The following is a 25,715-nucleotide window of genomic DNA, read 5'->3' as shown; positions in this document are numbered from 1 at the left end:
AACGATGTCGGTCAAGGGCGATAATCGAAATATGGTGCGATAATCGAACATCATGTATCTTTAGCGAAAGAATGTGATCGATGGCAAATACGGAGAGAAAAATGGAGAAACATCCCGACGATATTCTGACGGGCGATAGCGATCCGTTTAAGGGCGACCCGAACTTTATGGCGTCGCTGGCGCGCGGCCTGGAAGTGATTCAGGCCTTTACCCCGCAGCGACGTTTGATGTCCATTTCCCAGATTAGCCAAAAAACCGGCATTCCACGCGCTGCCGTGCGTCGTTGTTTGTATACCCTGGGTAAGCTGGGATTTGTCTATGCAGAAGATGGCAAAAACTTTCAGCTGCGGCCACGAATTTTGTCGCTCGGTCACGCCTGGCTGGCGTCAACACCGCTGGCGCGTTCAGCACAGCCGGTGCTGAAACACTTAAGCGACATGCTGAATGAATCATGCTCCATTGCCACGCTGGACGGTGACGATATCCTGTATATCGCCAGGGCATCCAGTTCACGCATCATGACGATTGATCTGGATATCGGCAGCCGCCTGCCCGCCTGGTCCACCTCAATGGGCCGCGTGCTGCTAAGTTATCAACCCGAAGAGAAACTCAATGATATGCTGGCGCGCATCACTATGATTCGCTATACGCCGCAGACGATTTCCTCAGTGAGTAAGTTGAAAAGCGAGCTGAAACTGGTGCGTCAGCAGGGCTACGCATTGAACGATCAGGAGCTGGAAATGGGGCTGCGTTCGCTGGCGGTGCCGCTGTTTAATCCGCAAGGCCAGGTAGAAGCGGCGCTGAACGTTGGGGTGCACGCCGGCCAGGTGTCGGCAGAGGAATTATTGTCGCGCATTCTGCCGGAACTGCAAAAAGCCGCGACAGAACTCTCCTTGCTGCTGCGCTAGCGGCTACGTTTGGCGTGGCGCTCCCAGTTGTCCTGTTTCGCGGCTTCCGATTTGCGCAGCGCCACATAGCACGCCCCGCTGCCGCCATGGTGCGGCAGTGCGCTACAGAAGGCCTGGACGTCATCAAATTCCGTCAGCCAGCGCGCCAGATAGCTACGAACGATATTGGCGTGTGAGTTTTCTTCCTTGCCTTTACCATGAATAATCAACAGATTACGTAGCCCTTGCTTTTGCGCCTCAAGGATAAACGCGTACAGATTCTGCCGACACTGCTCGACCGGCTGGCGCAGCAGGTTAAGACTCGCCTGTTGGGTGTATTTACCCTGCCGGAGTTTATCGAGCACACCTACCTGTAACCCTTCGCGTTTGAATTCAAGCGGCGTTGAAAGCGGGACGATGTCAAGAAAGCCGGTCGTCAAAAAGTTATCGAGTTGCAGGGTATCGATGCGCTGTGGCGCTCGCGCATTGCGGGCAGGTTGCCAGTGTACATCCTGTGCGCGTTTTAGCGGCTGGACATCCTCCATGGCGTCAAGAAACAGCGATTTGTCGTCAAGGTTCATGAGAATCTCCCAGTTTGCAACGGACGCCCTACTATAGCGACGCGGAAGACGCCTCTCAATGCGTTTTCCCCTCAAGCCGATTATGCGGCGTCTGACTGATTATTCCCTGACTCATCTGTTGAAAAATTCAACGCGACTTAACTAAAACTTAAACACTACTAATGTTTTGTTTTTGTTGCAATTATGTGAAATATATCACCTCGGTTTTGCTGGCAATCGCACCAAAAACCGTTATAAATGACTCATCTGCACAACGGATAAAAATGCGGAAACCGTTTGGAAACGCCCGGCTGTTCACTGTGGGATTCGAGGATGTCATCGAATCCCTGTTTTTCTTCCCTGCTTCTGCCCCGCCGACGATGCATCGCAATTGACAATTCAGGAGTATACCTCTCGTCCTGGCCACATGATATTCTGGACAAAACTTATGCTTTAACAACAGGTAGATAACTGATGCTAACCCTGCTTGAAGATAAAATCGCCACCCCACTTGGGCCGCTGTGGATCTTGTGTGATGAAACATTTCACCTGCGCGCCATCGAATGGGAAGAGCACAGCGATCGCATGGAACAGTTGCTGGACATTCACTATCGCGGCGAAGGCTACGCGCGCGTTGCGGCGCAAAACCCAGGTGGGTTGAGTCGTAAACTGGCGGACTACTTTGAGGGTGACCTGGGCGTCATCGAAACCTTACCCACCGCCACGGCAGGAACCGCCTTTCAGCGCGAAGTGTGGCAGGCACTACGCACCATTCCCTGTGGCCACGTTATGCACTATGGTCAACTGGCAGAACAGTTAGGACGCCCTGGCGCAGCGCGGGCGGTAGGCGCTGCCAACGGGTCGAATCCGGTCAGTATTGTGGTTCCCTGTCATCGGGTAATTGGGCGAAACGGCACCATGACCGGATATGCGGGGGGTGTTCAGCGTAAAGAGTGGCTTTTGCGCCACGAAGGCTATCTTCTTCTTTGATCTTCTGTGCCGTTTTCAGGAAGCATTAATTGCAGGAGAGCCTAAAAGCTCCAAATAACATATTAATTATCAATAAGATAAAATACGGAAACTATTTACCTTTTTAATATTGGGTGAATCAGGACTTCGCTACTTACCTGCTCACCAAAAAGATGTTAAAATTGACCAATATCAATTACGGCTTGAGCAGACTTATGATCCCGGAAAAGCGAATTATACGACGCATTCAATCTGGCGGTTGTGCTATCCACTGTCAGGATTGCAGCATCAGCCAGCTTTGCATCCCGTTCACTCTTAATGAACATGAGCTTGATCAGCTGGATAACATTATCGAGCGTAAAAAGCCCATCCAGAAGGGTCAGACCCTGTTCAAAGCGGGTGACGAGCTGAAGTCTCTGTACGCGATCCGTTCAGGCACGATTAAGAGCTACACCATCACCGAACAAGGTGATGAGCAGATTACCGGTTTCCATCTTGCGGGCGATCTGGTTGGCTTCGACGCCATTGGTACCGGGCATCACCCAAGTTTTGCGCAGGCGCTTGAAACCTCAATGGTCTGTGAAATTCCGTTTGAGACGCTGGACGATCTTTCCGGGAAAATGCCGAACCTGCGTCAACAGATGATGCGTCTGATGAGCGGCGAGATCAAAGGCGATCAGGACATGATCCTGCTGTTGTCCAAAAAGAATGCGGAAGAGCGCCTGGCGGCGTTTATCTATAACCTTTCTCGTCGTTTTGCACAGCGTGGTTTTTCTCCGCGTGAATTCCGTCTGACCATGACGCGTGGCGATATCGGTAACTATCTTGGTCTGACCGTTGAAACCATCAGCCGTCTGCTGGGTCGTTTCCAGAAAAGCGGTATGCTGGCGGTGAAAGGCAAATACATCACCATCGAGAACAGCGATGCGCTGGCGGTTCTCGCGGGGCACACGCGTAACGTCGCCTGATGCCTTTCTGTTTTATGCATTAAAAAAGGGAAGCATTTCGCTTCCCTTTTTTTATTCAGCTGATCAGGCAATTAACCGCGAATAAACTTCAGAATATCCGCGTTAATCACGTCCGCATGCGTGGTGTGCATACCGTGCGGGTAGCCTGGATAAATGCGTAGCGTGCTGTTGCTTAGCAGCTGGTCCTGCAAAATAGCCGCGTTTTTGTACGGCACAACCTGGTCGTCATCGCCCTGTAGCACCAGCACCGGTACGGTGATCGCTTTCAGATCTTCCGTTTGATCGGTTTCTGAAAACGCTTTGATACCTTCATAATGCGCCTTCGCGCTACCGGTCATTCCCTGACGCCACCAGTTCTGGATAGTCCCCTGAGACACTTCTGCGCCGTCACGGTTAAAACCGTAGAATGGGCCAGAAGCGACGTCGAGATAAAACTGAGCACGATTAGCCGCGAGTGCTTTACGGAAGCCATCAAATACTTCAACAGGCGTACCGCCCGGATTAGCCGCTGTTTTCACCATTAACGGCGGAACCGCGCTGACCAGAACGGCTTTTGCTACACGTCCCTGCGGTTGGCCATATTGCGCCACATACCGCGCCACCTGACCACCACCGGTTGAGTGCCCGACATGCACTGCATTGTGCAGGTCGAGATGTTCAACGACGGCTGAAGCATCAGCAGCGTAGTGATCCATGTCGTGCCCTTCACTCACCTGGTCGGAACGGCCATGCCCACGACGGTCGATAGCGATAACCCGGAATCCCTCTGCGAGGAAGAACAGCATCTGGTTGTCCCAGTCATCAGCGCTTAGTGGCCAACCGTGATGGAAAACAATCGGTTGTGCCTCTTTCGGGCCCCAGTCTTTGAAGAAAATATTGACGCCATCTTTAGTCGTTACAAATGCCATAAAATTAACCCCTTGTGTCGATTCATTGCTGTTAACGAAACGGGCTGCTCAGGAAATGAAGGCGTTTCTGACCCAAGAATTGTGGTCAGAAGGAGTATAGATGATGGGAGAAATTTCTTGCGCCGCATCACGCAATGCAGCGCAGAAGAGGCTCACCAGACGTGTTGGGCGATATCAGTAATAAGTTTAACTTTGTTCCACTGTTGGGCTTCCGTCAGGCTATTTCCTTCTTCCGTTGAAGCAAAACCACACTGCGGGCTGAGGCAAATTTGACCTTTCGCCACATACTGTGATGCTTCCTCCAGACGAGCTTTGATCCCTTCCGGGTTTTCCAGCTCACCATTTTTGGTAGTCACCAGCCCCAGCACGACCTGCTGGTGTCCAGGACGAACAAAACGCAGCGGTGCGAAATCCCCGGAGCGATCATTGTCATATTCCAGGTAAAAAGCATCAACATTAACGCTGCCAAAGAGGATTTCCGCAACGGGTTCATAGCCGCCTTCTGAAATCCAGGTCGAGCGGAAATTACCGCGACAAACATGCAGGCCAATTATCAGGTCAGACGGTTTATTCTCCAGCGCTTTATTAATCACGCGAGCATAAATACGCGCGAGCTCGTCCGGGTCTTCGCCTCGTTCACGAATTTGTTGGCGTTGCGCATCTGAACATAAATAAGCCCACACTGTGTCATCAAGCTGTAAATAACGACAACCGGCGGCATAAAACGCCTGAATCGCATCGCGCCAGGTGGTCGCCAGATCGTCAAAATAAGCCTCGAGGTCAGGATAGACAGTGGCATCAATATCCTTACGACCACCGCGGAAATGCAGCACACTGGGGCTAGGAATCGTCATTTTGGGCGTCGCGCTGCCGCTGATGCTCTTCAGATAGCGGAAATCATCCAGCATCGGATGCGCACCAAAACCGAGTTTGCCCACCACGCGGACCCCGTGCGCTTTGGTTTGTACGCCATTAAACTGAATCCCCTGCTGAGAGTCATAACGTTCTACACCCTGAAGGCCATCAAAGAAGTCAAAGTGCCACCATGCGCGGCGGAATTCCCCGTCGGTGACAATGTGCAGACCGCATGAGCATTGTTGTTCCACCACATGACGAATCGCCTCATCTTCGACCTGTCGCAGCTGCTGCGCGCTGATCTCACCCTGTGCAAATTGCTGGCGAGCGAGCTTAATGGTGTCCGGACGTAAAAAACTACCCACGACATCGGCGCGGAAGGGAGCGTGTTGTTTTTGCATGTGATCTCCAAACGTCCAGTTAACCGTTGCTGAACGTGATTATTAATAGTATAAATTAAGACTTCTGGATGGCTATACGTCCACCTTCACACAGACGGCTTTCACTGGCAAACGAGAAAAATTCAGCATACATGAGGAATATTCATGTTTATGTTTCCGAAAACATGCCAAAAAAGTGGATCTTGATCACAGTCAGCAGTACCTTAACCCCCTGTATCTGCGCGTTACACGCAGAGATAAGCATTGGGCCGCACGGGCCGGTAAAAGAAAAAGTTGGTTGTGAATATGAGTTTTGTTGTGCAATGGACCTTCGGCTGCATCGCGGTCGCATGGGTAATGAGAGCGTTTCTGCACGCGTAAATGCGGAAATATCAGGGTCGCAGCGATGCGGCCTTTTTGTTTCTCCAGGATGAGCGCGTTTTTTCTCACCGCATTATTTCCCTTCAGATTTATCCTCCCGTCTTTATTAAATTTTCCTGATTTATTGATCTTGCGAAGGTTCTCCCCTGTTTCATTCACTCCATATGAGTTATCTTTTAAAGACGAACTGAGGTTACAGTTGTAAGGAGACCCTGTATGGCCAAGTATCAAAACATGCTGGTAGCCATCGATCCTAACCAGGACGATCAGCCCGCATTGCGGCGTGCCGTTTATCTACATCAACGGATTGGTGGCACCATTAAGGCATTTTTGCCTATCTATGATTTTTCGTATGAAATGACGACGCTGCTGTCCCCCGATGAGAGAACAGCGATGCGCCAGGGGGTCATTAGCCAACGTGCCGCATGGATCCGCGAGCAGGCGAAATACTATATTGAAGCAGGCGTGCCGATTGATATCAAAGTGGTCTGGCACAACCGTCCCTTCGAAGCCATCATTCAGGAAGTCATTAGCGGCGGTCACGATTTACTGCTGAAAATGGCACACCAGCACGACAAACTCGAATCCGTTATTTTTACCCCAACCGACTGGCACCTGCTGCGTAAATGCCCGTGCCCGGTGTGGATGGTGAAAGACCAGCCGTGGCCTGAAGGCGGTAAAGCGCTGGTGGCGGTGAACCTCGCCAGCGAAGAGCCGTACCACAACGCGCTCAATGACAGACTGGTTAAAGAGACGCTGGAACTGGCGCAACTGGTGAATCATACCGAAGTACATTTGATTGGCGCCTATCCTGTTACGCCAATTAATATTGCCATTGAACTGCCCGATTTTGATCCGAGCGTATATAACGATGCGATTCGCGGTCAGCACTTGCTGGCAATGAAAGCATTGCGTCAAAAATATGGCATCGATGAGAAGTTCACCCACGTCGAAAAAGGGCTGCCTGAAGAAGTGATTCCGGATCTCGCGGAACATCTGGACGCAGGTGTGGTCGTGCTGGGGACAGTTGGCCGTACAGGGCTTTCTGCGGCATTCCTTGGCAATACGGCGGAACAGGTTATCGATCACCTGCGCTGTGATTTGCTGGCGATTAAGCCAAACGACTATGAAACGCCTGTCGAACTGGATGACGACGAAGACGATTAATAGATAACGTTGTCGTCTGAAACAATAAACCCGCCATCTCGGCGGGTTTATTTTTTGCAGTTACGCTGCATTAATGAATACCGTAACGCCAGGCAAGGTCGATCTCTTCTTTCAGCTCGAGGGAAGAAAGCGCCATCAGGTCGGCAAATTCTAATTCCAGCTGTTTCAGTTTTTTGAGGTATTGCGCGGGCGTAAGCACAGTGGTGTCACGACGAAGAAATTCAATAGCCAACTGTGCGGGGGTCAATTCGGTATCCATAGAAGCCTCTGTTTTTGAAGGAACCTGTGAAGTATATCACATCACAGTGTCTGTTTTTTGACCAAAAGCAATCCTGAGCAAAAAAAAACCGCCCCCGGTAAGGGACGGCTTATCAGACATGATATTTACAGAGATTTCAGAATCGCATCGACGCTGGCTTTCGCATCACCGAACAGCATGTGCGTGTTCTCTTTAAAGAACAGCGGGTTCTGTACGCCTGCATAACCGGTGTTCATTGAGCGTTTGAAGACGATAACATTCTGCGCCTTCCACACTTCCAGAACCGGCATGCCCGCGATAGGACTCTTCGGATCGTCCTGCGCCGCCGGGTTAACGGTATCGTTAGCGCCGATGACCAGCACGGTGTCGGTGTCACTGAAGTCGTCGTTGATTTCGTCCATTTCCAGCACGATGTCATACGGTACTTTGGCTTCCGCCAGCAGTACGTTCATGTGACCAGGCAAACGCCCCGCAACCGGGTGAATACCAAAACGCACCTTAATACCGCGCGCACGCAGTTTTTCGGTAATTTCCGCCACCGGATATTGCGCCTGCGCCACCGCCATGCCATAGCCCGGGGTGATGATAACTGAATGCGAATTCTTCAGCATGTCAGCGGTATCTTCCGCGTTAATTTCGCGGTATTCACCCATTTCTTCGTCGCCACCGGTAGAAGAACCGTCGGAGCCGAAGCCGCCTGCAATCACGCTAAAGAACGATCGGTTCATCGCTTTACACATGATGTACGACAGAATCGCACCGGAAGAACCGACCAGCGCGCCGGTAACGATAAGCAGGTCGTTGCTGAGCATGAAGCCCGCCGCCGCTGCCGCCCAACCGGAATAGGAATTCAGCATCGACACCACAACCGGCATATCCGCCCCGCCGATTGACGCCACCAGATGCCAGCCAAAAGCCAGCGCGATAGCGGTCATGATAACCAGCACCAGCCCCTGCAGGCCGACGCTATCCGTGCGAACGAAGACCACCAGCAGCAGGAAGGAAACCACCAGCGCCGCCAGATTCAGCTTATGGCGATTCGGAAGCATCAACGGTTTAGACGAGATTTTGCCGCACAGTTTACCGTAGGCCACCACCGAACCGGTGAAGGTTACCGCGCCGATAAAGATACCCAGGAACACTTCAGTCAGGTGAATGTTCACCAGAATCTGTTCCTGACCTGCATCGTGATGCAGGTAGCTGTTAAAGCCCACCAGTACCGCGGCCAGACCTACGAAGCTGTGCAGAATTGCCACCAGCTCTGGCATTTCGGTCATTTCGACTTTCTTCGCCAGACGGATACCAATCGCACCGCCGATCGCCATCGCGATAATAATCCACACCACATTATGGGTATCCGGCCCGAAGATGGTGGCAATCAGCGCAATCGCCATCCCCGTGATACCAAACGTATTCCCCTGTTTGGATGTCTCGTGCTTTGAAAGCCCGGCAAGACTGCAAATAAACAGGATTGCGGCAACAATGTATGCAGCAGTAACTAATCCTCCAGACATGTGTTACCCCTTAGTTCTTCCGGAACATTTTCAGCATGCGCTGAGTGACGGTGAATCCACCAAAAATATTAATGCTGGCGATCAGCACCGCGATAAAGCTCAGGAAGCTTACCCAACCACCGTCGCCAATTTGCAGCAGCGCGCCGACGACGATAATCCCCGAGATGGCGTTAGTCACCGACATCAGTGGCGTATGTAGCGCATGCGAGACGTTCCACACCACGTAGTAACCCACCACGCAGGAGAGCGCAAAGACGGTAAAGTGACCGAGGAACTCTTTCGGCGCGACGTTGGCCAGCCAGCCAAACAGAATAATCGCCAGTGCAATCAAGGCATATTTACGCCACGGGGAGACAGGTGTTTCCGGCTCTTTTGGCGCTTCAACGGTTTTCGCAGCGGCCTGAGGCTGAGCGGAAACCGTAATCGGCGGCGCAGGCCAGGTGACTTCACCTTCGCGTACCACCGTAACGCCGCGCACGACGACGTCTTCGAAATCGATGGTAATAGAACCATCTTTCTCTTTGCACAGCAGTTTCAACAAGTTCAGCAGATTAGTACCGTAAAGCTGAGACGATTGCGTCGGCAGACGGCCCGGCAGATCGGTATAGCCAATCACCTTCACACCACCGGCAGTGGTGATCACTTCATTGGCGACCGTATATTCACAGTTACCGCCATTTTGCGCCGCCAGGTCAACGATCACGCTACCCGGTGTCATGGAGTCAACCATTTCACGGGTGATGAGCTTCGGTGCCGGTTTGCCTGGAATCAATGCGGTGGTGACAATAATATCGACTTCTTTCGCCTGTGCGGCGAAGAGCGCCATTTCCGCTTTGATAAAAGCTTCCGACATCACTTTGGCGTAGCCGTCCCCACTGCCCGCTTCTTCTTTGAAGTCGAGTTCCAGGAACTCCGCGCCCATACTTTGCACCTGTTCTTTCACTTCAGGGCGAGTATCGAAGGCGCGCACAATCGCGCCAAGGCTGTTGGCTGCGCCAATCGCCGCCAGACCCGCGACGCCTGCACCAATCACCATTACTTTTGCAGGCGGTACTTTACCTGCGGCGGTGATTTGCCCGGTGAAGAAACGACCGAATTCGTGGGCGGCTTCGACAATCGCGCGATAACCAGCGATATTAGCCATCGAGCTCAGGGCATCCAGCGACTGCGCGCGCGAAATACGCGGCACGGAGTCCATCGCCATCACGTTAATACTGCGCGCGGCCAGTTTTTCCATTAATTCCGGATTCTGTGCCGGCCAGATAAAGCTAATCAGCGTCGTGCCTGGATTGAGCAGCGCAATTTCTTCTTCCAGCGGCGCGTTGACTTTCAGAATAACGTCGGCATGCCAGACGTTATCACCGTCGACAATTTCCGCGCCCGCCTGAGTAAACGCATCGTCCTCAAAACTCGCCAGTTTACCCGCGCCGCTTTCTACCGCCACGCTGAAGCCAAGTTTTAGCAGTTGTTCCACCGTTTTCGGTGTTGCCGCCACTCGCGTCTCCTGGGGCCACCTCTCTTTTGGTACACCAATACGCATAGTTTTCCCTTCCATCGGTTTTTAATGATGGTTTGCCGTCATACCAGGCCAGAACCGCTGGCACATTAAACGCACAGTGGTTCACCAACCCAAAAATAAAACAGTAACAAACTTTCTATAACCTACTGAAAATACCCGTTGTGATCTACAACCTGAAAACACTATTTTTGATTTTATGCAGGAAAAATTACTTTGCATAAGCAGGTCAGGGATATTGACCTGAAATTGATAGCCAGGCCTGATAATTCGCTTAAGCGAAGCGGCAAAACATAATTTTTCGCCACAGTGATGAAGCGATTTAACAATATATTAACTTGAAAAAGTGATATCGATGACCCGCTTTTCCGGTCAACCGCCTGTTTTTTCAACATATCGCGAAAAGTTATGCAAAACAGTTATCCGCTTCGCATCTGATGTGAAAAATCACGCAGACAGTGAGTCGAATTAAATGCAATAATCATCGGGTTTTCAGTCAACAACAACACCAGTACCTGGTTTGCGCAAGGCGAAGGATTATTTTTATGAAGCTTAAGAACACTCTCCTCGTGTCCGCTCTGTTGTCTGCCGCGGCTGTGTCCGCTCACGCAGCGACAGAATTGACGCCGGAGCAAGCAGCCGCACTGAAACCTTACGACCGCGTCGTGGTTACCGGCCGCTTTAATGCCATTGGCGATGCCGTACAGGCAGTTTCCCGTAAAGCAGATAAAGAAGGCGCTGCCTCTTTTTATGTGGTCGATACCTCCGATTACGGCAATGGCGGTAACTGGCGCGTGACGGCAGATCTCTACAAAGACGATGCCGCCAAAGCCGATGCCCCGAAAAACCGCATCATTAACGGTGTGATGGAACTGCCGAAAGATCAGGCCGTTGCCCTCGAACCGTACGATACCGTCACTATCCAGGGCTTCTATCGCAGCCAGCCGGAAGTGAATGACGCCATCACCAAAGCGGCGAAAGCCAAAGGTGCGTATTCGTTCTATATCGTGCGTCAGGTTGATGCCAACCAGGGTGGCAACCAGCGCATCACCGCATTCATCTATAAAGAAGATGCGAAAAAACGCGTTCTGCAAAGCCCGGATGCCATCCCGGCTGATTCCGAAGCCGGCCGCGAGAAACTGGCGAAAGGTGGCGAAGAAGCCAAAACTGTGGAAATCCCAGGCGTGGCAACCTCTGCCTCCGTGGGCGCAGGTACCGGCGTAGGCCTCTTCTTCGAAACCCAGTCATCTAAAGGTGGACGTTACACTGTCACGCTGCCGGATGGCACTAAAGTGGAAGAGCTGAACAAAATCACTGCCGCGCAGATGATTCCGTTCGATAGCGTGAAGTTTACCGGCAACTACGGCAACATGTCTGAAGTCTCCTACCAGGTTGCCAAACGCGCAGCCAAAAAAGGCGCGAAGTACTACCATATTACGCGCCAGTGGCAGGAACGTGGTGGTAACGTCACCATCAGCGCCGACCTCTACAAGTAATCCCGGTTGTGCAGAAAGGCGGCGCTTGCCGCCTTTTTTACGCTTTTACGCCTGAACTCATTGCATGCACTCCCCACACTCCGTAAAATCCCGCGCCTGGCGCAATCTTCCATGTTTATGCGATTTCGCCAAATAAATATTCTGGTTTGATGTCGTTTACAACAGGATTCTCATGGAAAAGAAACTCGGCCTTAGCGCCCTGACCGCCCTCGTTTTAAGCTCAATGCTTGGCGCGGGTGTTTTCAGCCTTCCGCAGAATATGGCGGGCGTCGCCAGTCCGGCTGCGCTGCTTATTGGCTGGGCCATTACCGGCGTTGGGATCCTGTTTCTGGCGATTGCGATGTTAATCCTGACCCGTATTCGCCCTGATCTGGACGGCGGCATTTTTACCTATGCCCGTGAAGGCTTCGGTGAACTGATTGGTTTTTGCTCTGCATGGGGTTACTGGCTGTGTGCGGTCATCGCTAACGTCTCCTATCTGGTTATCGTCTTCTCCGCGCTGAGTTTCTTTACTGATACCCCTGAACTTCGCCTGTTTGGCGACGGCAATACCTGGCAATCGATCGTTGGCGCCTCGGTTCTGCTGTGGATCGTTCACTTTCTGGTATTGCGCGGCGTACAAACGGCGGCGGGAATTAATCTTGTCGCGACGCTGGCAAAACTGGTACCGCTTGGGCTATTTATCGTTCTCGCCGCTATTGCCTTTAAAATGGACACTTTCACCCTTGATTTTACCGGCGTGGAGCTGGGCGTACCGGTGTGGGAGCAGGTGAAAAATACCATGCTCATCACCCTGTGGGTGTTCATCGGCGTGGAAGGCGCGGTGGTGGTTTCTGCGCGCGCGCGTAACAAAAAGGATGTGGGTCGCGCTACGCTGCTGGCGGTGCTTTCCGCTCTCGGGGTTTATCTGCTGGTGACGCTGCTGTCGCTGGGCGTGGTTGCGCGCCCGGAGCTGGCCGAGATGCGTAACCCATCGATGGCCGGATTGATGGTAAAAATGATGGGCTCATGGGGCGAAATCGTCATTGCCGCCGGGCTGATTGTTTCCGTTTGCGGCGCTTACCTGAGCTGGACGATTATGGCGGCGGAAGTGCCGCTGCTGGCCGCGACGCACAAAGCCTTCCCGCGCGTTTTTGCCCGCCAGAACGCTAACAATGCGCCGTCGGCATCGCTTTGGCTGACCAACATCAGCGTACAGGCCAGCCTGGTGCTGATCTGGCTGACAGGCTCTGATTACAATACACTGCTGACCATCGCCTCCGAGATGATTCTGGTACCCTATTTCCTCGTGGGCGCATTTCTGTTGAAAATTGCCACCCGACCGCTGCATAAAGCCGTGGGTATCGGTGCGTGCATTTATGGCTTATGGTTACTGTATGCTTCCGGGCCAATGCATCTGCTGTTATCCGTTGTGCTCTACGCGCCGGGGCTGCTGGTGTTTATCTACGCGCGCCGTACCCATGTCGATAATGTACTGTTGAAGCGTCGCGAACTGGCATTGATTGGTTTATTACTGGTTGCCGCCATCCCGGCAACGTGGCTGTTGGTGGGGTAAACGACGTACCCCATCGTTAAACAATAAGGAGACGACGATGGGAGAGACGCTTTCGCGCCCAATCCTCATTACCGGCGCTGGCCGTCGCATTGGCCTGGCGCTGGCCCACCACTTGCTCAATCAGCAGCAACCGGTGATTGTCAGCTACCGAACCCACCTTCCTGCCATTGATGTGCTGGAGAAAGCCGGCGCGCAGTGTATTCAGGCTGATTTTTCGACCGATGGCGGCATTATCGCTTTTGCTGAAGAGGTGAAAAAACGCTGTAGCGGCCTGCGCGCGGTGATTCATAACGCCAGCGCATGGGTACCGGAAAGCCCTCGTCAGCCGCTAAGCGACGTGATGCACGCCATGATGCAGGTGCACGTCAATGCCCCTTACCTGCTGAACCATGCGCTGGAAAACCTGCTGCGCGGCCATGGGCATGCTGCCAGCGATATTATTCACTTTACCGATTACGTGGTGGAACGCGGCAGCGATAAACATATCGCCTACGCTGCCAGCAAAGCAGCGCTCGACAATATGACCCGCTCGTTTGCTAAAAAACTGGCGCCGGAAGTCAAAGTGAATGCCATCGCGCCGTCGCTGATCTTGTTCAATGAAACCGACGACGCAGCTTACCGCCAGCAGGCCCTGAATAAATCACTGATGAAAATTGCCCCTGGTGAGAAAGAGATTATCGATCTGGTCGATTATCTGCTCACCAGTTGTTACGTGACCGGACGCACCTTTGCCGTCGACGGCGGGCGACCGCTCGCTTAATGGAAGCGGCTCCAGACCAGAATTAATAGCCAGGCGCTCAGGCTCCAGCACGCCACCGCCCCGACCAGCGCCAGAGGCAATCGCAGAAAACCGGTGAAGTACCAGAGAGTGAGCAGATAGATAAAGTAAGGAATGATTGACCACATGCCGAACACGATGGTGGCACGCAGCGCTTCCGTACCGCGCTCGGTGGCGACAATGTAGTGTGCAATCATCGCAAAGGTCGGAAACAGCGGGATTAACCCGGCAATGTAGTAATTTTTTGTTTTTGCCAAAATCCCTATCAGCAAGACCACCAGCGCACCCAATAGCGCCTTAATCAGCAGTGCCATTTTTCTTCAGCCAACCAACAAGATGTGTTCGCAGCATAGCTGAATTTATGTTGTTTATGAATGATTAATGGAAGGCTACGCACTGCGGGTGTATGTTAATTCTTTTGAGCACATCTGAGCACATGAACAAGATCGTTTTCGTAGAGGATGATCCAGACGTTGGCGCACTGATCGCCGCGTATCTGGCAAAGCACGATATGGATGTTGTGGTCGAACCGCGCGGCGATACTGCCGAAGCGGCCATTGCCCGAGAGCAACCCGATCTCGTTCTGCTGGATATCATGCTACCCGGTAAAGATGGCATGACCCTGTGCCGCGACCTGCGCGGTCAGTTTCAGGGCCCCATCGTTTTGCTCACGTCGCTCGACAGCGATATGAACCACATTCTTGCTCTGGAAATGGGCGCCAGCGATTACATCCTGAAAACGACTCCGCCCGCCGTTTTACTCGCTCGCGTACGTCTGCATCTGCGCCAGCATGCCCCTTCCTCCGCTGGAATTACCCCACAACCCGCCATGACGGCGCATAAAGGGATCCGCTTCGGCACGCTGTTCATCGACCCGGTTAACCGGCAGGTCGAACTGAGCGGCGAATCCATTGCCCTTTCTACCGCCGATTTTGACCTGCTGTGGGAGCTTGCGACCCATGCGGGGCAAATTATGGACCGCGACGCGCTGCTGAAAAATCTGCGCGGCGTCAGCTACGATGGCATGGACCGCAGCGTTGACGTGGCGATTTCACGGCTGCGTAAAAAGTTGCTGGATAGCGCGACAGAGCCTTATCGGATTAAAACGGTCCGCAATAAAGGCTATTTGTTTGCACCACATGCCTGGGATAATACAAATCAATGAACTGAGCACTGCTCTTCAGTGGCCACAAGTTGCGCGAATTCACCATCAAGCAGGCCAAGTGTGACATCCAGCACTGTTGGTGCCTTAAGACCGACCTCAGGAAGAGAGAAGCTGATGATTGCATCACGGATAACAGTCATTTTAAAGCCCAAATCAGCGCCAGCGCGAACAGTTGAGTTCACACAATATCCTGCGACAGCACCGATGACCGCAACGTCGCGTAGGCCTGCACTTTGCAGGTACGAACAGAGTTCTGTCGATGCAAATGCTGATGAAGTGCTTTTGATAAAGACCGTTTCCCCTTTCAGTGGCGCAAATGCGGGTATCGGCGCAGCATGGAAACTATTTTTGCTCAGCGTCGATCCTGATACATTCGATTCATGTCGAATATGAATAATCGGTTTACCTTGCGCCCGAAAATGCCTGACGACCTCTATCATATTTTCGATACAGCCTGAAGGCGCGAATTCAACCCCTTGAGCAATACGGTCTTCAACAAAATTTTGCATATCAATGATCAACAATGCCTGCATAGCTGTGCCTTTTTAATTCAGAGATAACACTCTGTTACTCATTGTCAGGGAGCAGAAAACGTAACGAGTAGATTATAATATGGAGCCAATCCAGGCCAGATTTACGCAACGTTTTTCGTTAATTACGACCCATTAATGCTCCGAAAACTCGGTGGATAATTTGAATGAAAAAACTGTTCGTGCAGTTTTACCTGCTGCTGTTTGTCTGCTTTTTGGTGATGACCATGCTGGTTGGGCTGGTCTATAAATTTACCGCCGAACGCGCAGGCCGGCAGTCGCTGGACGATTTGATGAAAAGCTCGCTTTATCTGATGCGTAGCGAACTGCGCGAAATCCCGCCGCGTGACTGGAGCAAAACGTTAAAAGAGCTGGATCTTAACCTCTCCTTTGATTTGCGCATTGAGCCACTGAATAAATTCCACCTCGCTGAAGTGTCGATGAAACACCTGCGTGAAGGCGATATCGTTGCGCTCGACGATCAGTACACCTTCATTCAACGTATTCCTCGCAGCCATTATGTGTTGGCGGTCGGCCCGGTGCCCTATCTCTATTTTTTGCATGAGATGCGCCTGTTCGATGTGGCGCTGATGGCGTTTATCGCCATCTCACTGGCCTTCCCTGTATTTATCTGGATGCGCCCGCACTGGCAGGATATGCTGCGCCTCGAGAGCGCCGCGCAACGTTTTGGCGAGGGCCATCTTGGAGAACGCATTCATTTTGACAGTATGTCGAGCTTCGAGCGTTTAGGCGTGGCCTTTAACCAGATGGCCGATAACATCAATGCGCTGATTGCCAGTAAGAAACAGCTTATCGACGGGATCGCGCATGAACTGCGTACGCCGCTGGTGCGGCTGCGTTATCGCCTGGAGATGAGCGAAAACCTGAGCACGGCGGAATCCCAGGCGCTGAATCGCGATATTGGTCAACTGGAAGCGCTGATTGAGGAACTGCTGACTTACGCCCGCCTCGACCGCCCACAAACCGAGCTGTCTCTCACTACGCCTAACCTGGCCGTCTGGATTGCATCGCATGTTGAAGATGTTCAGGCCGTCACGCCCGAGCGTACGCTTTCGCTGAAGCAGCTAATGCCCGGCGACTATGGCGCGCTGGATATGCGTCTGATAGAGCGCGTGCTGGATAATCTGATCAACAATGCCCTGCGCTACAGTCAGAAGCAGATTCAAATCAGCCTGACGCTTGACGGCAGCCGCGCCTGTTTACGCGTCGAGGATGATGGCCCCGGCATCGCGCCGTCCGAAAGGCAACGGGTTTTCGAGCCGTTTGTCCGCCTTGATCCCAGCCGCGATCGTGCCACCGGTGGATGTGGGCTAGGTCTGGCAATCGTGCACTCCATTGCGGTGGCGATGGGCGGTGAAGTCCGTTGCGACGATAGCGAACTGGGCGGCGCGAACTTCAGCCTTCACTGGCCCGTATATCACCACATCACCTTTCCCCCCGCTGCCTGACGCCGATTTGCACGGAGCCCGATGCCGGGCTATAGTGCAATAATTAAAAAGTATGTTGTAACTAAGGTGAAAAATGGCCAGCTATGACCTCGTTGAACGTTTAACCGGTACATTTCGTCAGCTTGAGCGTGAGTTGCTCGCCGTGCGTGAACAACTCGCCGAATGCCGTTTGCTGGCCGCCCGCATTTTTGAACTGCCGGAGGTGCGTAAACAGGACGAACACGCCCCGCTGTCAGAAATTCAGGTCGTGCAGCATATTGGTAAAACTGCGCTGGCCATGGCGCTATCGCATTTCGGGCATCTGTTTATTCAGCAGCAGTCGGAAAACCGCAGCAGTAAAGCCGCCGTGCGCCTGCCCGGCGCCATTTGCCTTCACGTGACAACGTCACAACACGAGGCGCTGCGCGAGCGAATTTTGCGCGTGAATACTCTGAAGGCAGCGTTTGAGAAGATCATAACCGTTGATTCCGGGCTCCCTTCTGTTGCCCGCTTCGACTGGGTGCATCGTCATCTTCCGGGGCTTATCACCCTCAATGCCTATCGCACGCTGACATTGCTTGATGACCCCAGCACCATTCGATTCGGCTGGGCAAATAAACATATCATTAAGAATTTAACCCGCGATGAGGTGCTGGCGCAGCTGGAAAAAAGCCTGCAATCGCCGCGCGCCGTCCCGCCGTGGACGCGCGAACAGTGGCAGACGAAGCTGGAGCGGGAGTATCAGGACGTGGCGTCGCTGCCACAAAAGGCAAGGCTCAAAATTAAACGGCCAGTGAAGGTACAACCGATAGCCCGCGTGTGGTACGCGGGAGAACAAAAACAGGTTCAGTATGCCTGCCCTGCACCGCTGATTGCGCTGGTTTCCGGGCAAGGTGCCGTCAGCGTGCCCGATTTAGGCGAGTTGCTGAATTACGATGCAGATAACGTTCAGTATCGCCATAAACCGCAGGCGCAGCCGCTACAATTGATTATTCCACGGCTGCACCTATGGCTGGCGACCGATTAACTTTTCGCAGGCATGCTGCCGACCATGGCTTCCGGGCGAACCCAGCTATCAAACTCAGTTTCGGTGAGGTAGCCCAGAGACAGCGCGGAGGCTTTCAACGTTAGCCCCTCTTTATGCGCTTTCTTGGCAATTTCGGCAGCCTTGTCATAGCCAATATGCGTATTAAGGGCGGTGACCAGCATCAGTGACTCATTAAGCAACTGATTAATACGCTCGCGGTTCGGTTCAATGCCCACCGCACAGTGCTCGTTAAAGCTTTCCATGCCGTCCGCCAGCAGGCGAATGGATTGCAGGAAATTATGAATGATCATCGGACGATAGACGTTCAGTTCAAAGTTACCCGATGCCCCGCCCATGTTGATGGCGACATCGTTGCCCATCACCTGACAGCACAGCATAGTCATCGCTTCACACTGAGTCGGGTTGACTTTACCCGGCATGATGGAAGAACCAGGCTCATTCTCCGGAATAGCGATTTCACCGATACCGCAGCGCGGGCCAGACGCCAGCCAGCGCACATCATTGGCGATTTTCATCAGCGACGCCGCTAAGCCTTTTAACGCGCCGTGGGCGTGAACCAGTGCATCACAGGTGGCGAGCGCTTCGAATTTATTCGGCGCAGTGATAAACGGCTGATGGGTAAACTCCGCCAGTTCTTTCGCCACGCGTACCGCATATTCGGGATGCGTATTCAGCCCGGTACCCACCGCCGTTCCGCCCAGCGCCAGCTCGCCGACGTGCGGCAGGCTGAGTTCAATATGCTTCAGGTTGTGTTCCAGCATCGCCACCCAGCCTGAGAACTCTTGCCCCAGCGTCAACGGCGTGGCGTCCTGTAAATGGGTGCGGCCAATTTTGACGATATCCTGGAAGGCATACGATTTCTGCTTCAGCGTCTCTTTCAGCACGTTCAGCTGCGGGATCAGCTGTTCGCGCAGGCCAATCAGCGCCGCGACATGCATTGCCGTCGGGAATACGTCGTTTGAGCTCTGGCTTTTATTTACATCGTCGTTGGGGTGAACCTTGCGCTCCATACCGCGCACGCCGCCCAACAGTTCGCTCGCACGGTTGGCCAGTACCTCATTCATATTCATGTTGGTCTGCGTACCGGAACCGGTTTGCCAGATAGCCAGCGGGAACTCATCGGCATGTTTATCCGCCAGCACTTCATCCGCCGCACGGATAATGGCGTCTGCTTTATCCGCCGCCAGCAGGCCTAAATCCTGGTTTACCTTCGCTGCCGCACGCTTGGTGAGCGCCAGAGCGTAGATCAGCGAGACCGGCATTTTCTCCGTAGAGATGCGAAAATGCTCCAGTGATCGTTGGGTTTGTGCGCCCCAGAGCTTATCGGCAGGCACATCAATGGGACCCATTGAATCGTTCTCGCGGCGTGTCGTTGTCATTACTTTCTCCTTGATTACAAAGTGATTGTGAAGTGACATTGCTCATGCAAACCATTATTAATTATGGAAGGTTTTACGCCTTTAAGCATAAAAAAACCGCCCCGTAGGGCGGCTAACTCATTTCACGCAGCGGGTGCATTGTGAGGCCTGAATCTGCTGGAAGAAGTCATTTCCCTTGTCATCGACGAGAATGAACGCCGGGAAATCTTCAACTTCAATTTTCCAGATGGCTTCCATCCCGAGTTCAGGATATTCCACACACTCCAGGCTCTTGATGCTGCTTTGCGCAAGCACCGCCGCCGGGCCGCCGATGCTGCCCAGGTAGAAACCGCCATGCTTGTGGCACGCGTCCGTGACCTGCTGGCTCCGGTTACCTTTCGCCAACATGATCATGCTGCCGCCGTGCGACTGGAGCTGATCAACGTAGGAATCCATACGCCCTGCGGTGGTCGGGCCAAGCGAACCCGAGGCATAACCTTCCGGCGTTTTGGCCGGGCCTGCGTAGTAAATCGGGTGATCTTTAATGTACTGCGGCAGGCCTTCACCGCTGTCCATGCGCTCTTTCAGTTTCGCGTGCGCGATATCGCGCCCTACGATAATGGTGCCGGAAAGCGACAAACGCGTGGAAACCGGATATTGCGACAGCTGCTTGAGGATTTCGCTCATCGGGCGGTTCAGGTCAACTTTTACCGCTTCGCCCTCTCCCGCTTTACGCAGCGATTCCGGAATATATTTCCCTGGGTTGCTCTCCAGTTTTTCAATCCAGATCCCGTCGCGGTTAATTTTGGCCTTGATGTTACGGTCCGCCGAGCAGGAAACGCCCATGCCCACCGGGCAGGATGCGCCGTGACGCGGCAGACGGATCACGCGGATGTCGTGAGCAAAGTATTTGCCACCGAACTGCGCGCCCAGGCCGAGGTTTTGCGCTTCAATCAGCAACTCTTTTTCGAGTTCGATATCGCGGAACGCCTGGCCGTGCTCGTTCCCTTCCGTCGGCAGACCATCGTAATATTTGGTCGAGGCCATTTTCACGGTTTTTAGCGTCGTTTCGGCAGAAGTACCGCCAATCACGAAGGCGATGTGATACGGCGGACAGGCCGCTGTACCCAGGGTGCGCATCTTCTCAACCAGATAATTTTTCAGTTTCGCCGGGGTAATCAGCGCTTTGGTTTCCTGATAAAGATAGGTTTTGTTAGCGGAACCGCCGCCCTTCGCCACGCACAGGAATTTGTATTCGTCGCCATCGACGCTGTAGAGGTCAATCTGCGCCGGCAGGTTAGTGCCCGTGTTCACCTCTTTGTACATGTCCAGCGGGGCGTTTTGCGAGTAGCGCAGGTTATCTTCAATAAAGGTGTCATACACCCCGCGCGACAGCGCCGCTTCATCACCGCCGCCGGTCCACACGCGCTGGCCTTTTTTACCGACAATAATCGCCGTGCCGGTGTCCTGGCAGGTTGGCAGAATGCCTTTAGCGGCGATATCAGAGTTACGCAGGAACTGAAGCGCAACGTACTTATCGTTTTCGCTGGCTTCCGGGTCGCTGAGGATATCGGCAACCTGCTGTTGGTGCGCAGGACGGAGCATAAAAGAGGCATCGTGGAATGCGTGTTTAGCGAGGAGCGTCAGGGCTTGCGGGTCAACTTTCAGCACTTCCTGGCCGGCAAATTCTTCAACGCTGACGTAATCGGAACTGAGGAGGTAATACTCGGTTTCATCCTTTTTCAGTGGAAAAGGATCCTGATAGTAAAAAGGTTTGTTCGACATTGTATTCTCACTTACTGCTTCAGGTGATGTTTTCTACCCATTAGGGAATGTAGGGCAAACATGCAGAGCACATATCCATTTGCCCGGCTCAAAAGCGAGTCACCCTATCGTACACAATTTTTTAACAAAAACTGAGACTAGTACGACTTTTTATTTTTCCGGTGACGCCGTAGCACATTTATTGCTTTAATACCGCCAAAGAATCCACATTGATACAGGGCTTGATAATGCAAAAACTCATCAACTCAGTGCAAAACTATGCCTGGGGCAGTAAAAGTGCGTTAACGGAACTCTACGGCATCGCCAACCCGGACAATCTGCCCATGGCAGAACTCTGGATGGGCGCGCATCCGAAGAGCAGCTCAAAAATTACCGATAGCCAGGGAACCGTACGTTCACTGCGCGACGTGATTGACGCCGACAAAGCCACTCTTTTGGGCCGCGAGGTCGCCGACCGTTTTGGCGAGCTGCCGTTCTTGTTTAAGGTGCTGTGCGCGGCGCAGCCGCTGTCCATTCAGGTACACCCAAACAAACACGCCTCGGAAATTGGCTTTGCCAAAGAGAACGCGGCGGGTATCGCCATGGACGCGGCTGAACGTAACTATAAAGATCCGAACCATAAGCCGGAGCTGGTCTTTGCCCTGACGCCTTTCCTGGCGATGAACGCGTTTCGCGAATTCAGCGAGATTGTTTCACTGCTGCAACCCGTTGCCGGGGCGCATACCGCCATTGCCCATTTCCTCGAACAGCCGAACGGCGAGCGTCTGAGCGCCCTTTTCGCCAGCCTGCTGAATATGCAGGGCGAAGAGAAAGCGCGCGCGCTGGCAATCTTGCGCTCCGCACTGGAGAGCCAGCAAGGCAAGCCGTGGCAGACCATCCGCGTCATTTCAGAATTTTACCCGGACGACAGCGGCTTGTTCTCACCGCTGCTGCTGAACGTGGTGAAACTCAAGCCGGGCGAAGCGATGTTCCTGTTTGCTGAAACGCCGCACGCCTACCTTCAGGGTACCGCACTGGAAGTGATGGCCAACTCCGATAACGTGCTGCGCGCCGGGCTGACGCCGAAATACATTGATATTCCGGAACTGGTGGCAAACGTGAAGTTTGAGGCTAAACCGGCGGCGGAGCTGCTCACCCAACCGGTGAAAAACGGTTCTGAACTGGACTTCCCAATTCCGGTCGACGACTTCGCGTTTTCGTTGCACGATCTCAGCGCGCAGCCGACAGCTATCGCCCAGCAGAGCGCCGCGATCCTGTTCTGCCTGGAAGGTGAAGCCGTCCTGAGTAAAGGCGAAGAATCCCTCACCCTGAAGCCAGGCGAATCCGCGTTTATCAGCGCGGCAGAATCACCGGTTCAGGTGAGCGGCAACGGCAAACTGGCGCGAGTCTATAATAAGCTGAAGTAAATACTGAAGTTTTAGCGTGGGCTTGCTAATCTTAAACACAGCCTTATGACATAACCGGGCGATATGATTTCGCCCGGTTTCATTTTATGGATAAATGCTATGAAAAAATCGCTGGTCGCTGTTGGGGTTGTTGTTGCGTTAGGGGTTATCTGGACAGGTGGTGCCTGGTACACCGGGAAACAGCTGGAAAGTCGTTTTGCGGACATGGTGGCGCAGGCCAATGACCAACTGAAACGTACCGCACCGGAAGCAGGCCTGGAGCTGAGCTATCAGGATTACCAGCGCGGCATCTTTAGCAGCCAACTGAAAATGGTGGTTAAGCCGATTGCCGGCGCAGATAAAGCCCTGCTCAAACCGGGCCAGAGTGTCGTGTTTAACGAAGATGTTGACCACGGCCCGTTCCCTCTGGCAGCGTTAAAACGATTTAATCTCGTTCCGTCTATGGCCTCGGTGAATACCACTTTGGTGAACAATGACGTGACCAAACCGCTGTTTGATATCGCCAAAGGTGAAACTCCGTTTGTGGTAGACACCCGTATCAGTTATAGCGGTGATACCCACTCAGCTATTAATCTCAAACCGCTGAACTATGAAAAAGACGCTGAAAAAGTGGCGTTCAGCGGCGGTGATTTTGAACTCTCGGCAGACCGTGATGGTAACGTCGTGTCGCTTACCGGCGAAGCAGAAAGCGGCCTCGTAAATGCGGTCAATGAATACAATCAGAAGGTGCAGCTCACCTTTAATAATCTCAAAACCGAAGGCAGCAGCAAACTGGCGAGCTTCGACGAACGCGTCGGCAACCAGAAAATCAGCCTGGATAAAGTGGCGGTCTCCGTTGAAGGCAAAGAGCTGACCGTTCTGGAAGGTATGACGCTGGATGGTAAATCCGACCTTTCTGCTGACGGCAAGAAAGTGAACAGCCAGCTCGATTACGCCGTTAACAGCCTGAAGCTGCAAAGCCAGGATATGGGTAGCGGCAAACTGACGCTGAAAGTCGGCAATATTGACGGTCAGGCGTGGCACCAGTTTAGTCAGCAGTATAATGCACAGGCACAGGCACTGCTGGCTCAGCCGGAACTGCAAAGTAACCCGGAACTGTATCAGGAAAAAATTACCGAAGCGTTCTTTAGCGCGCTGCCGGTGCTGCTGAAGGGCGATCCGTCAATTACCGTCGCGCCACTCAGCTGGAAAAACGCCAAAGGCGAAACCACCCTGAATCTGTCGTTGCTGCTTAAAGATCCCGCGCAGGCCACTCAGCCGGTACAAACGCTGGCGCAGCAGGTGGACACGCTGGTGAAATCAATCGACGGGAAGCTGGTTATCCCGATGGATATGGCGACCGAATTTATGACCCAGATTGCGAAACTGGAAGGGTATCAGCAGGAAGAGGCCCAGAAACTGGCCAGCCAGCAGGTTAAAGGCTTCGCCGCGATGGGCCAGATGTTCCGTCTGACCACCACGGATGACAACCAGGTGACCTCCAGCCTGCAGTACGCTAACGGCCAGGTGACGCTGAACGGCAATAAAATGCCGCTGGACGACTTTGCGGGAATGTTTGGTTTGCAGGCGCCAGCCATTCAGGAGAGTGAACCGCAGCCGCCAGTCACGCCGAGCGAACCGGCTCCGGCTCCGGCTCCGGCTCCGGCTCCGGCTCCGGCTCCGGCTCCGGCTCCGGCACAGTAAACCACGTAGCCCCTCATTCGAGGGGCTATTTTCTTGCCACCAGCCTTGGCGGCATAATCACATTGCGGGTTGACGTCTGCCCGGTTTCAATGCGCTGTAAAATTCGCTCGGCTACGCTTTCGCCCATCTCACGCGCCGGGGTTGTGACCCAGGTTAACGGTACGTCATCTAATGCACTTTCCGGCACTTCGGCAAACGCCGCCAGCGTGACGCGCTGGTCAAAATAGCTCTCGACGCTGCCTTCTCCGCTTTGTCGCCCGCCGCGCATCAGGCCGAACCAGGCCCCCATGGCGATCACATTGTTGTAGCACAGCACCGCAGTGATGGTCGGGTTATGGCGCAATAACGACGTGATGGCTTCAGCCGCCTGCTTCTGGCTGGATTCGCACTCAACAACCCATTCACTGTGAAACGGCAGGCCGTACTTAATCAGCGTTGAGCAATAGCCGCCAACCCGTTCAGCACGCGTTAACGACGCGCTCTGCCCACCCAGCCAGGCAATACGCTGGTGCCCACGGCGAATGAGATCTTCGGTCACCACCTGCGCCGCCTGCATGTTATCGGGGCGAATTAAATCCACCTCATCGAGATAACTCGCACGAGAAGCGAACACCAGCGGAATATTCGACGCCTCCGCTTTCTCGCGCAGCTCGCTGGCTTGATCCACCGCTCCGGCAATTACCACGCCATCCACGCCTTGCGCCACCAGCGCATCAAAACGCGCCAGCATGTTCTCCCCCTTGCGCCCGCTTTGGGTCAGAAAAACCATTTTGCCCTGCGACTCCAGCGACGCCGTCAGCCCGGCGGTCAGCTCCGCATAAAACGGTGACGACAGTGAGCCGACAATCAGCCCAATGACGCCGGTTTGCCCGCCGCGCAGAGACACCGCCTGACGATTACGCACAAAGCCCAACTGGTCGATGGCCTGATATACCCGCTCACCGGTCGCGCTGGAGATCCGCCCTTTCCCGCTGAGTACCAGTGAGACCGTACTCACCGATACGCCAGCGGCCAGAGCGACATCATTGATCGTGACTTTTTTTGCAATTGCCATAAGGACTGGCGATTCCTTTTAAGTGATCGATAAAACGTTTTACCT

General features: G+C 53.4%; 23 protein-coding genes. 12 read left to right on the top strand and 11 right to left on the bottom strand.

Annotated features, from left to right (window positions below; genetic code table 11):
• Nucleotides 1–101 precede the first annotated feature (101 nt).
• Nucleotides 102–908, top strand: a complete 807-nt coding sequence (locus tag ACWWFX_RS12470) for an IclR family transcriptional regulator domain-containing protein (protein ID WP_231827175.1) — start codon at nucleotides 102–104, stop codon at nucleotides 906–908.
• Here ACWWFX_RS12470 and smrA read toward each other — a convergent pair.
• Nucleotides 905–1,468, bottom strand: coding sequence for a DNA endonuclease SmrA (gene smrA, locus ACWWFX_RS12465; RefSeq protein WP_276220095.1), 564 nt, complete (start codon nucleotides 1,466–1,468; stop codon nucleotides 905–907). The two genes, ACWWFX_RS12470 and smrA, sit on opposite strands and share 4 nt — an antisense overlap.
• Nucleotides 1,469–1,921: 453 nt before the next feature.
• On the opposite strand from smrA, the gene ogt reads away from it, so the two are divergent.
• Nucleotides 1,922–2,437: a methylated-DNA--[protein]-cysteine S-methyltransferase gene (gene ogt, locus ACWWFX_RS12460; RefSeq protein WP_276220094.1), complete on the top strand. Its 516-nt coding sequence runs from the start codon at nucleotides 1,922–1,924 to the stop codon at nucleotides 2,435–2,437.
• Nucleotides 2,438–2,631: 194 nt separating this feature from the next.
• Nucleotides 2,632–3,384 carry a fumarate/nitrate reduction transcriptional regulator Fnr gene (gene fnr, locus ACWWFX_RS12455; protein ID WP_015964308.1) on the top strand — a complete coding sequence of 251 codons (753 nt, stop codon included), beginning with the start codon at nucleotides 2,632–2,634 and terminating at the stop codon, nucleotides 3,382–3,384.
• A gap of 71 nt (nucleotides 3,385–3,455) precedes the next feature.
• On the opposite strand, the gene ACWWFX_RS12450 is transcribed toward fnr, so the two are convergent.
• Both ACWWFX_RS12450 and ACWWFX_RS12445 read right to left on the bottom strand, forming a co-directional pair.
• Nucleotides 3,456–4,292, bottom strand: coding sequence for an alpha/beta fold hydrolase (locus ACWWFX_RS12450; RefSeq protein WP_276220093.1), 837 nt, complete (start codon nucleotides 4,290–4,292; stop codon nucleotides 3,456–3,458).
• Between the two features lie 152 nt (nucleotides 4,293–4,444).
• A complete protein-coding gene (locus ACWWFX_RS12445; RefSeq protein ID WP_473223921.1) occupies nucleotides 4,445–5,548 on the bottom strand; it encodes a cobalamin-independent methionine synthase II family protein in 1,104 nt (367 codons plus the stop codon).
• Between the two features lie 576 nt (nucleotides 5,549–6,124).
• On the opposite strand from ACWWFX_RS12445, the gene uspE reads away from it, so the two are divergent.
• Nucleotides 6,125–7,075, top strand: coding sequence for a universal stress protein UspE (gene uspE / locus ACWWFX_RS12440; RefSeq protein WP_276220091.1), 951 nt, complete (start codon nucleotides 6,125–6,127; stop codon nucleotides 7,073–7,075).
• A 70-nt stretch (nucleotides 7,076–7,145) separates the two neighbouring features.
• Here uspE and ACWWFX_RS12435 read toward each other — a convergent pair whose 3' ends face one another.
• The 3 genes from ACWWFX_RS12435 to pntA all read right to left on the bottom strand — a co-directional run bounded on the left by ACWWFX_RS12435 (nucleotide 7,146) and on the right by pntA (nucleotide 10,388).
• Nucleotides 7,146–7,334 (bottom strand): YdiH family protein, encoded by a 189-nt coding sequence (locus tag ACWWFX_RS12435; RefSeq protein ID WP_015964304.1) that lies wholly within the window; start codon nucleotides 7,332–7,334, stop codon nucleotides 7,146–7,148.
• Nucleotides 7,335–7,459: 125 nt separating this feature from the next.
• Nucleotides 7,460–8,848 (bottom strand): Re/Si-specific NAD(P)(+) transhydrogenase subunit beta, encoded by a 1,389-nt coding sequence (gene pntB / locus ACWWFX_RS12430; RefSeq protein WP_276220090.1) that lies wholly within the window; start codon nucleotides 8,846–8,848, stop codon nucleotides 7,460–7,462.
• A 10-nt stretch (nucleotides 8,849–8,858) separates the two neighbouring features.
• Nucleotides 8,859–10,388 carry a Re/Si-specific NAD(P)(+) transhydrogenase subunit alpha gene (pntA, locus tag ACWWFX_RS12425; protein WP_473223920.1) on the bottom strand — a complete coding sequence of 510 codons (1,530 nt, stop codon included), beginning with the start codon at nucleotides 10,386–10,388 and terminating at the stop codon, nucleotides 8,859–8,861.
• A gap of 521 nt (nucleotides 10,389–10,909) precedes the next feature.
• Between pntA and ydgH the strand changes: the two genes are divergently transcribed.
• From ydgH to folM, 3 genes are all read left to right on the top strand, one after another.
• Nucleotides 10,910–11,860 carry a DUF1471 family protein YdgH gene (gene ydgH, locus ACWWFX_RS12420; protein ID WP_276220088.1) on the top strand — a complete coding sequence of 317 codons (951 nt, stop codon included), beginning with the start codon at nucleotides 10,910–10,912 and terminating at the stop codon, nucleotides 11,858–11,860.
• 172 nt (nucleotides 11,861–12,032) lie between these two features.
• Complete coding sequence (locus tag ACWWFX_RS12415) at nucleotides 12,033–13,415, top strand: amino acid permease (protein WP_456145614.1); 1,383 nt, start codon at nucleotides 12,033–12,035, stop codon at nucleotides 13,413–13,415.
• Nucleotides 13,416–13,452: 37 nt separating this feature from the next.
• Nucleotides 13,453–14,175: a dihydromonapterin reductase gene (gene folM, locus ACWWFX_RS12410; protein WP_276220086.1), complete on the top strand. Its 723-nt coding sequence runs from the start codon at nucleotides 13,453–13,455 to the stop codon at nucleotides 14,173–14,175.
• Here folM and ACWWFX_RS12405 read toward each other — a convergent pair.
• Nucleotides 14,172–14,507 (bottom strand): GlpM family protein, encoded by a 336-nt coding sequence (locus tag ACWWFX_RS12405; protein WP_473223919.1) that lies wholly within the window; start codon nucleotides 14,505–14,507, stop codon nucleotides 14,172–14,174. The two genes, folM and ACWWFX_RS12405, sit on opposite strands and share 4 nt — an antisense overlap.
• A gap of 122 nt (nucleotides 14,508–14,629) precedes the next feature.
• Between ACWWFX_RS12405 and rstA the strand changes: the two genes are divergently transcribed.
• Entirely contained in the window at nucleotides 14,630–15,358 is a 729-nt protein-coding gene (gene rstA / locus ACWWFX_RS12400; RefSeq protein WP_473223918.1) for a two-component system response regulator RstA, read from the top strand.
• Here the strand turns inward: rstA and ACWWFX_RS12395 are convergent.
• Nucleotides 15,352–15,891 (bottom strand): isochorismatase family protein, encoded by a 540-nt coding sequence (locus tag ACWWFX_RS12395; RefSeq protein ID WP_473223917.1) that lies wholly within the window; start codon nucleotides 15,889–15,891, stop codon nucleotides 15,352–15,354. The two genes, rstA and ACWWFX_RS12395, sit on opposite strands and share 7 nt — an antisense overlap.
• A gap of 164 nt (nucleotides 15,892–16,055) precedes the next feature.
• On the opposite strand from ACWWFX_RS12395, the gene rstB reads away from it, so the two are divergent.
• The gene (gene rstB / locus ACWWFX_RS12390; RefSeq protein ID WP_473223916.1) at nucleotides 16,056–17,357 is read left to right on the top strand and encodes a two-component system sensor histidine kinase RstB; all 1,302 of its coding nucleotides are present in this window, start codon (nucleotides 16,056–16,058) and stop codon (nucleotides 17,355–17,357) included.
• 73 nt (nucleotides 17,358–17,430) lie between these two features.
• On the top strand, nucleotides 17,431–18,363 hold the full coding sequence (tus, locus tag ACWWFX_RS12385; protein ID WP_473223915.1) for a DNA replication terminus site-binding protein: 933 nt from the start codon (nucleotides 17,431–17,433) through the stop codon (nucleotides 18,361–18,363).
• Here the strand turns inward: tus and fumC are convergent.
• Both fumC and fumA read right to left on the bottom strand, forming a co-directional pair.
• Nucleotides 18,360–19,763 (bottom strand): class II fumarate hydratase, encoded by a 1,404-nt coding sequence (fumC, locus tag ACWWFX_RS12380; protein WP_276220082.1) that lies wholly within the window; start codon nucleotides 19,761–19,763, stop codon nucleotides 18,360–18,362. The genes tus and fumC overlap by 4 nt on opposite strands.
• A gap of 117 nt (nucleotides 19,764–19,880) precedes the next feature.
• On the bottom strand, nucleotides 19,881–21,527 hold the full coding sequence (gene fumA / locus ACWWFX_RS12375) for a class I fumarate hydratase FumA (protein ID WP_149462602.1): 1,647 nt from the start codon (nucleotides 21,525–21,527) through the stop codon (nucleotides 19,881–19,883).
• 227 nt (nucleotides 21,528–21,754) lie between these two features.
• Here fumA and manA point away from each other — a divergent pair, with 227 nt between their 5' ends.
• Nucleotides 21,755–22,933: a mannose-6-phosphate isomerase gene (manA, locus tag ACWWFX_RS12370; protein ID WP_473223914.1), complete on the top strand. Its 1,179-nt coding sequence runs from the start codon at nucleotides 21,755–21,757 to the stop codon at nucleotides 22,931–22,933.
• A gap of 99 nt (nucleotides 22,934–23,032) precedes the next feature.
• Nucleotides 23,033–24,616 carry a YdgA family protein gene (locus tag ACWWFX_RS12365; RefSeq protein WP_473223913.1) on the top strand — a complete coding sequence of 528 codons (1,584 nt, stop codon included), beginning with the start codon at nucleotides 23,033–23,035 and terminating at the stop codon, nucleotides 24,614–24,616.
• A 25-nt stretch (nucleotides 24,617–24,641) separates the two neighbouring features.
• Here ACWWFX_RS12365 and ACWWFX_RS12360 read toward each other — a convergent pair whose 3' ends face one another.
• A complete protein-coding gene (locus ACWWFX_RS12360; RefSeq protein WP_276220078.1) occupies nucleotides 24,642–25,670 on the bottom strand; it encodes a Mal regulon transcriptional regulator MalI in 1,029 nt (342 codons plus the stop codon).
• Between the last annotated feature and the right edge of the window lie 45 nt (nucleotides 25,671–25,715).

The organism is Pseudocitrobacter sp. 2023LY-00077, from assembly GCF_055796175.1.
This window is presented reverse-complemented; position numbering and strand designations above follow the sequence as displayed.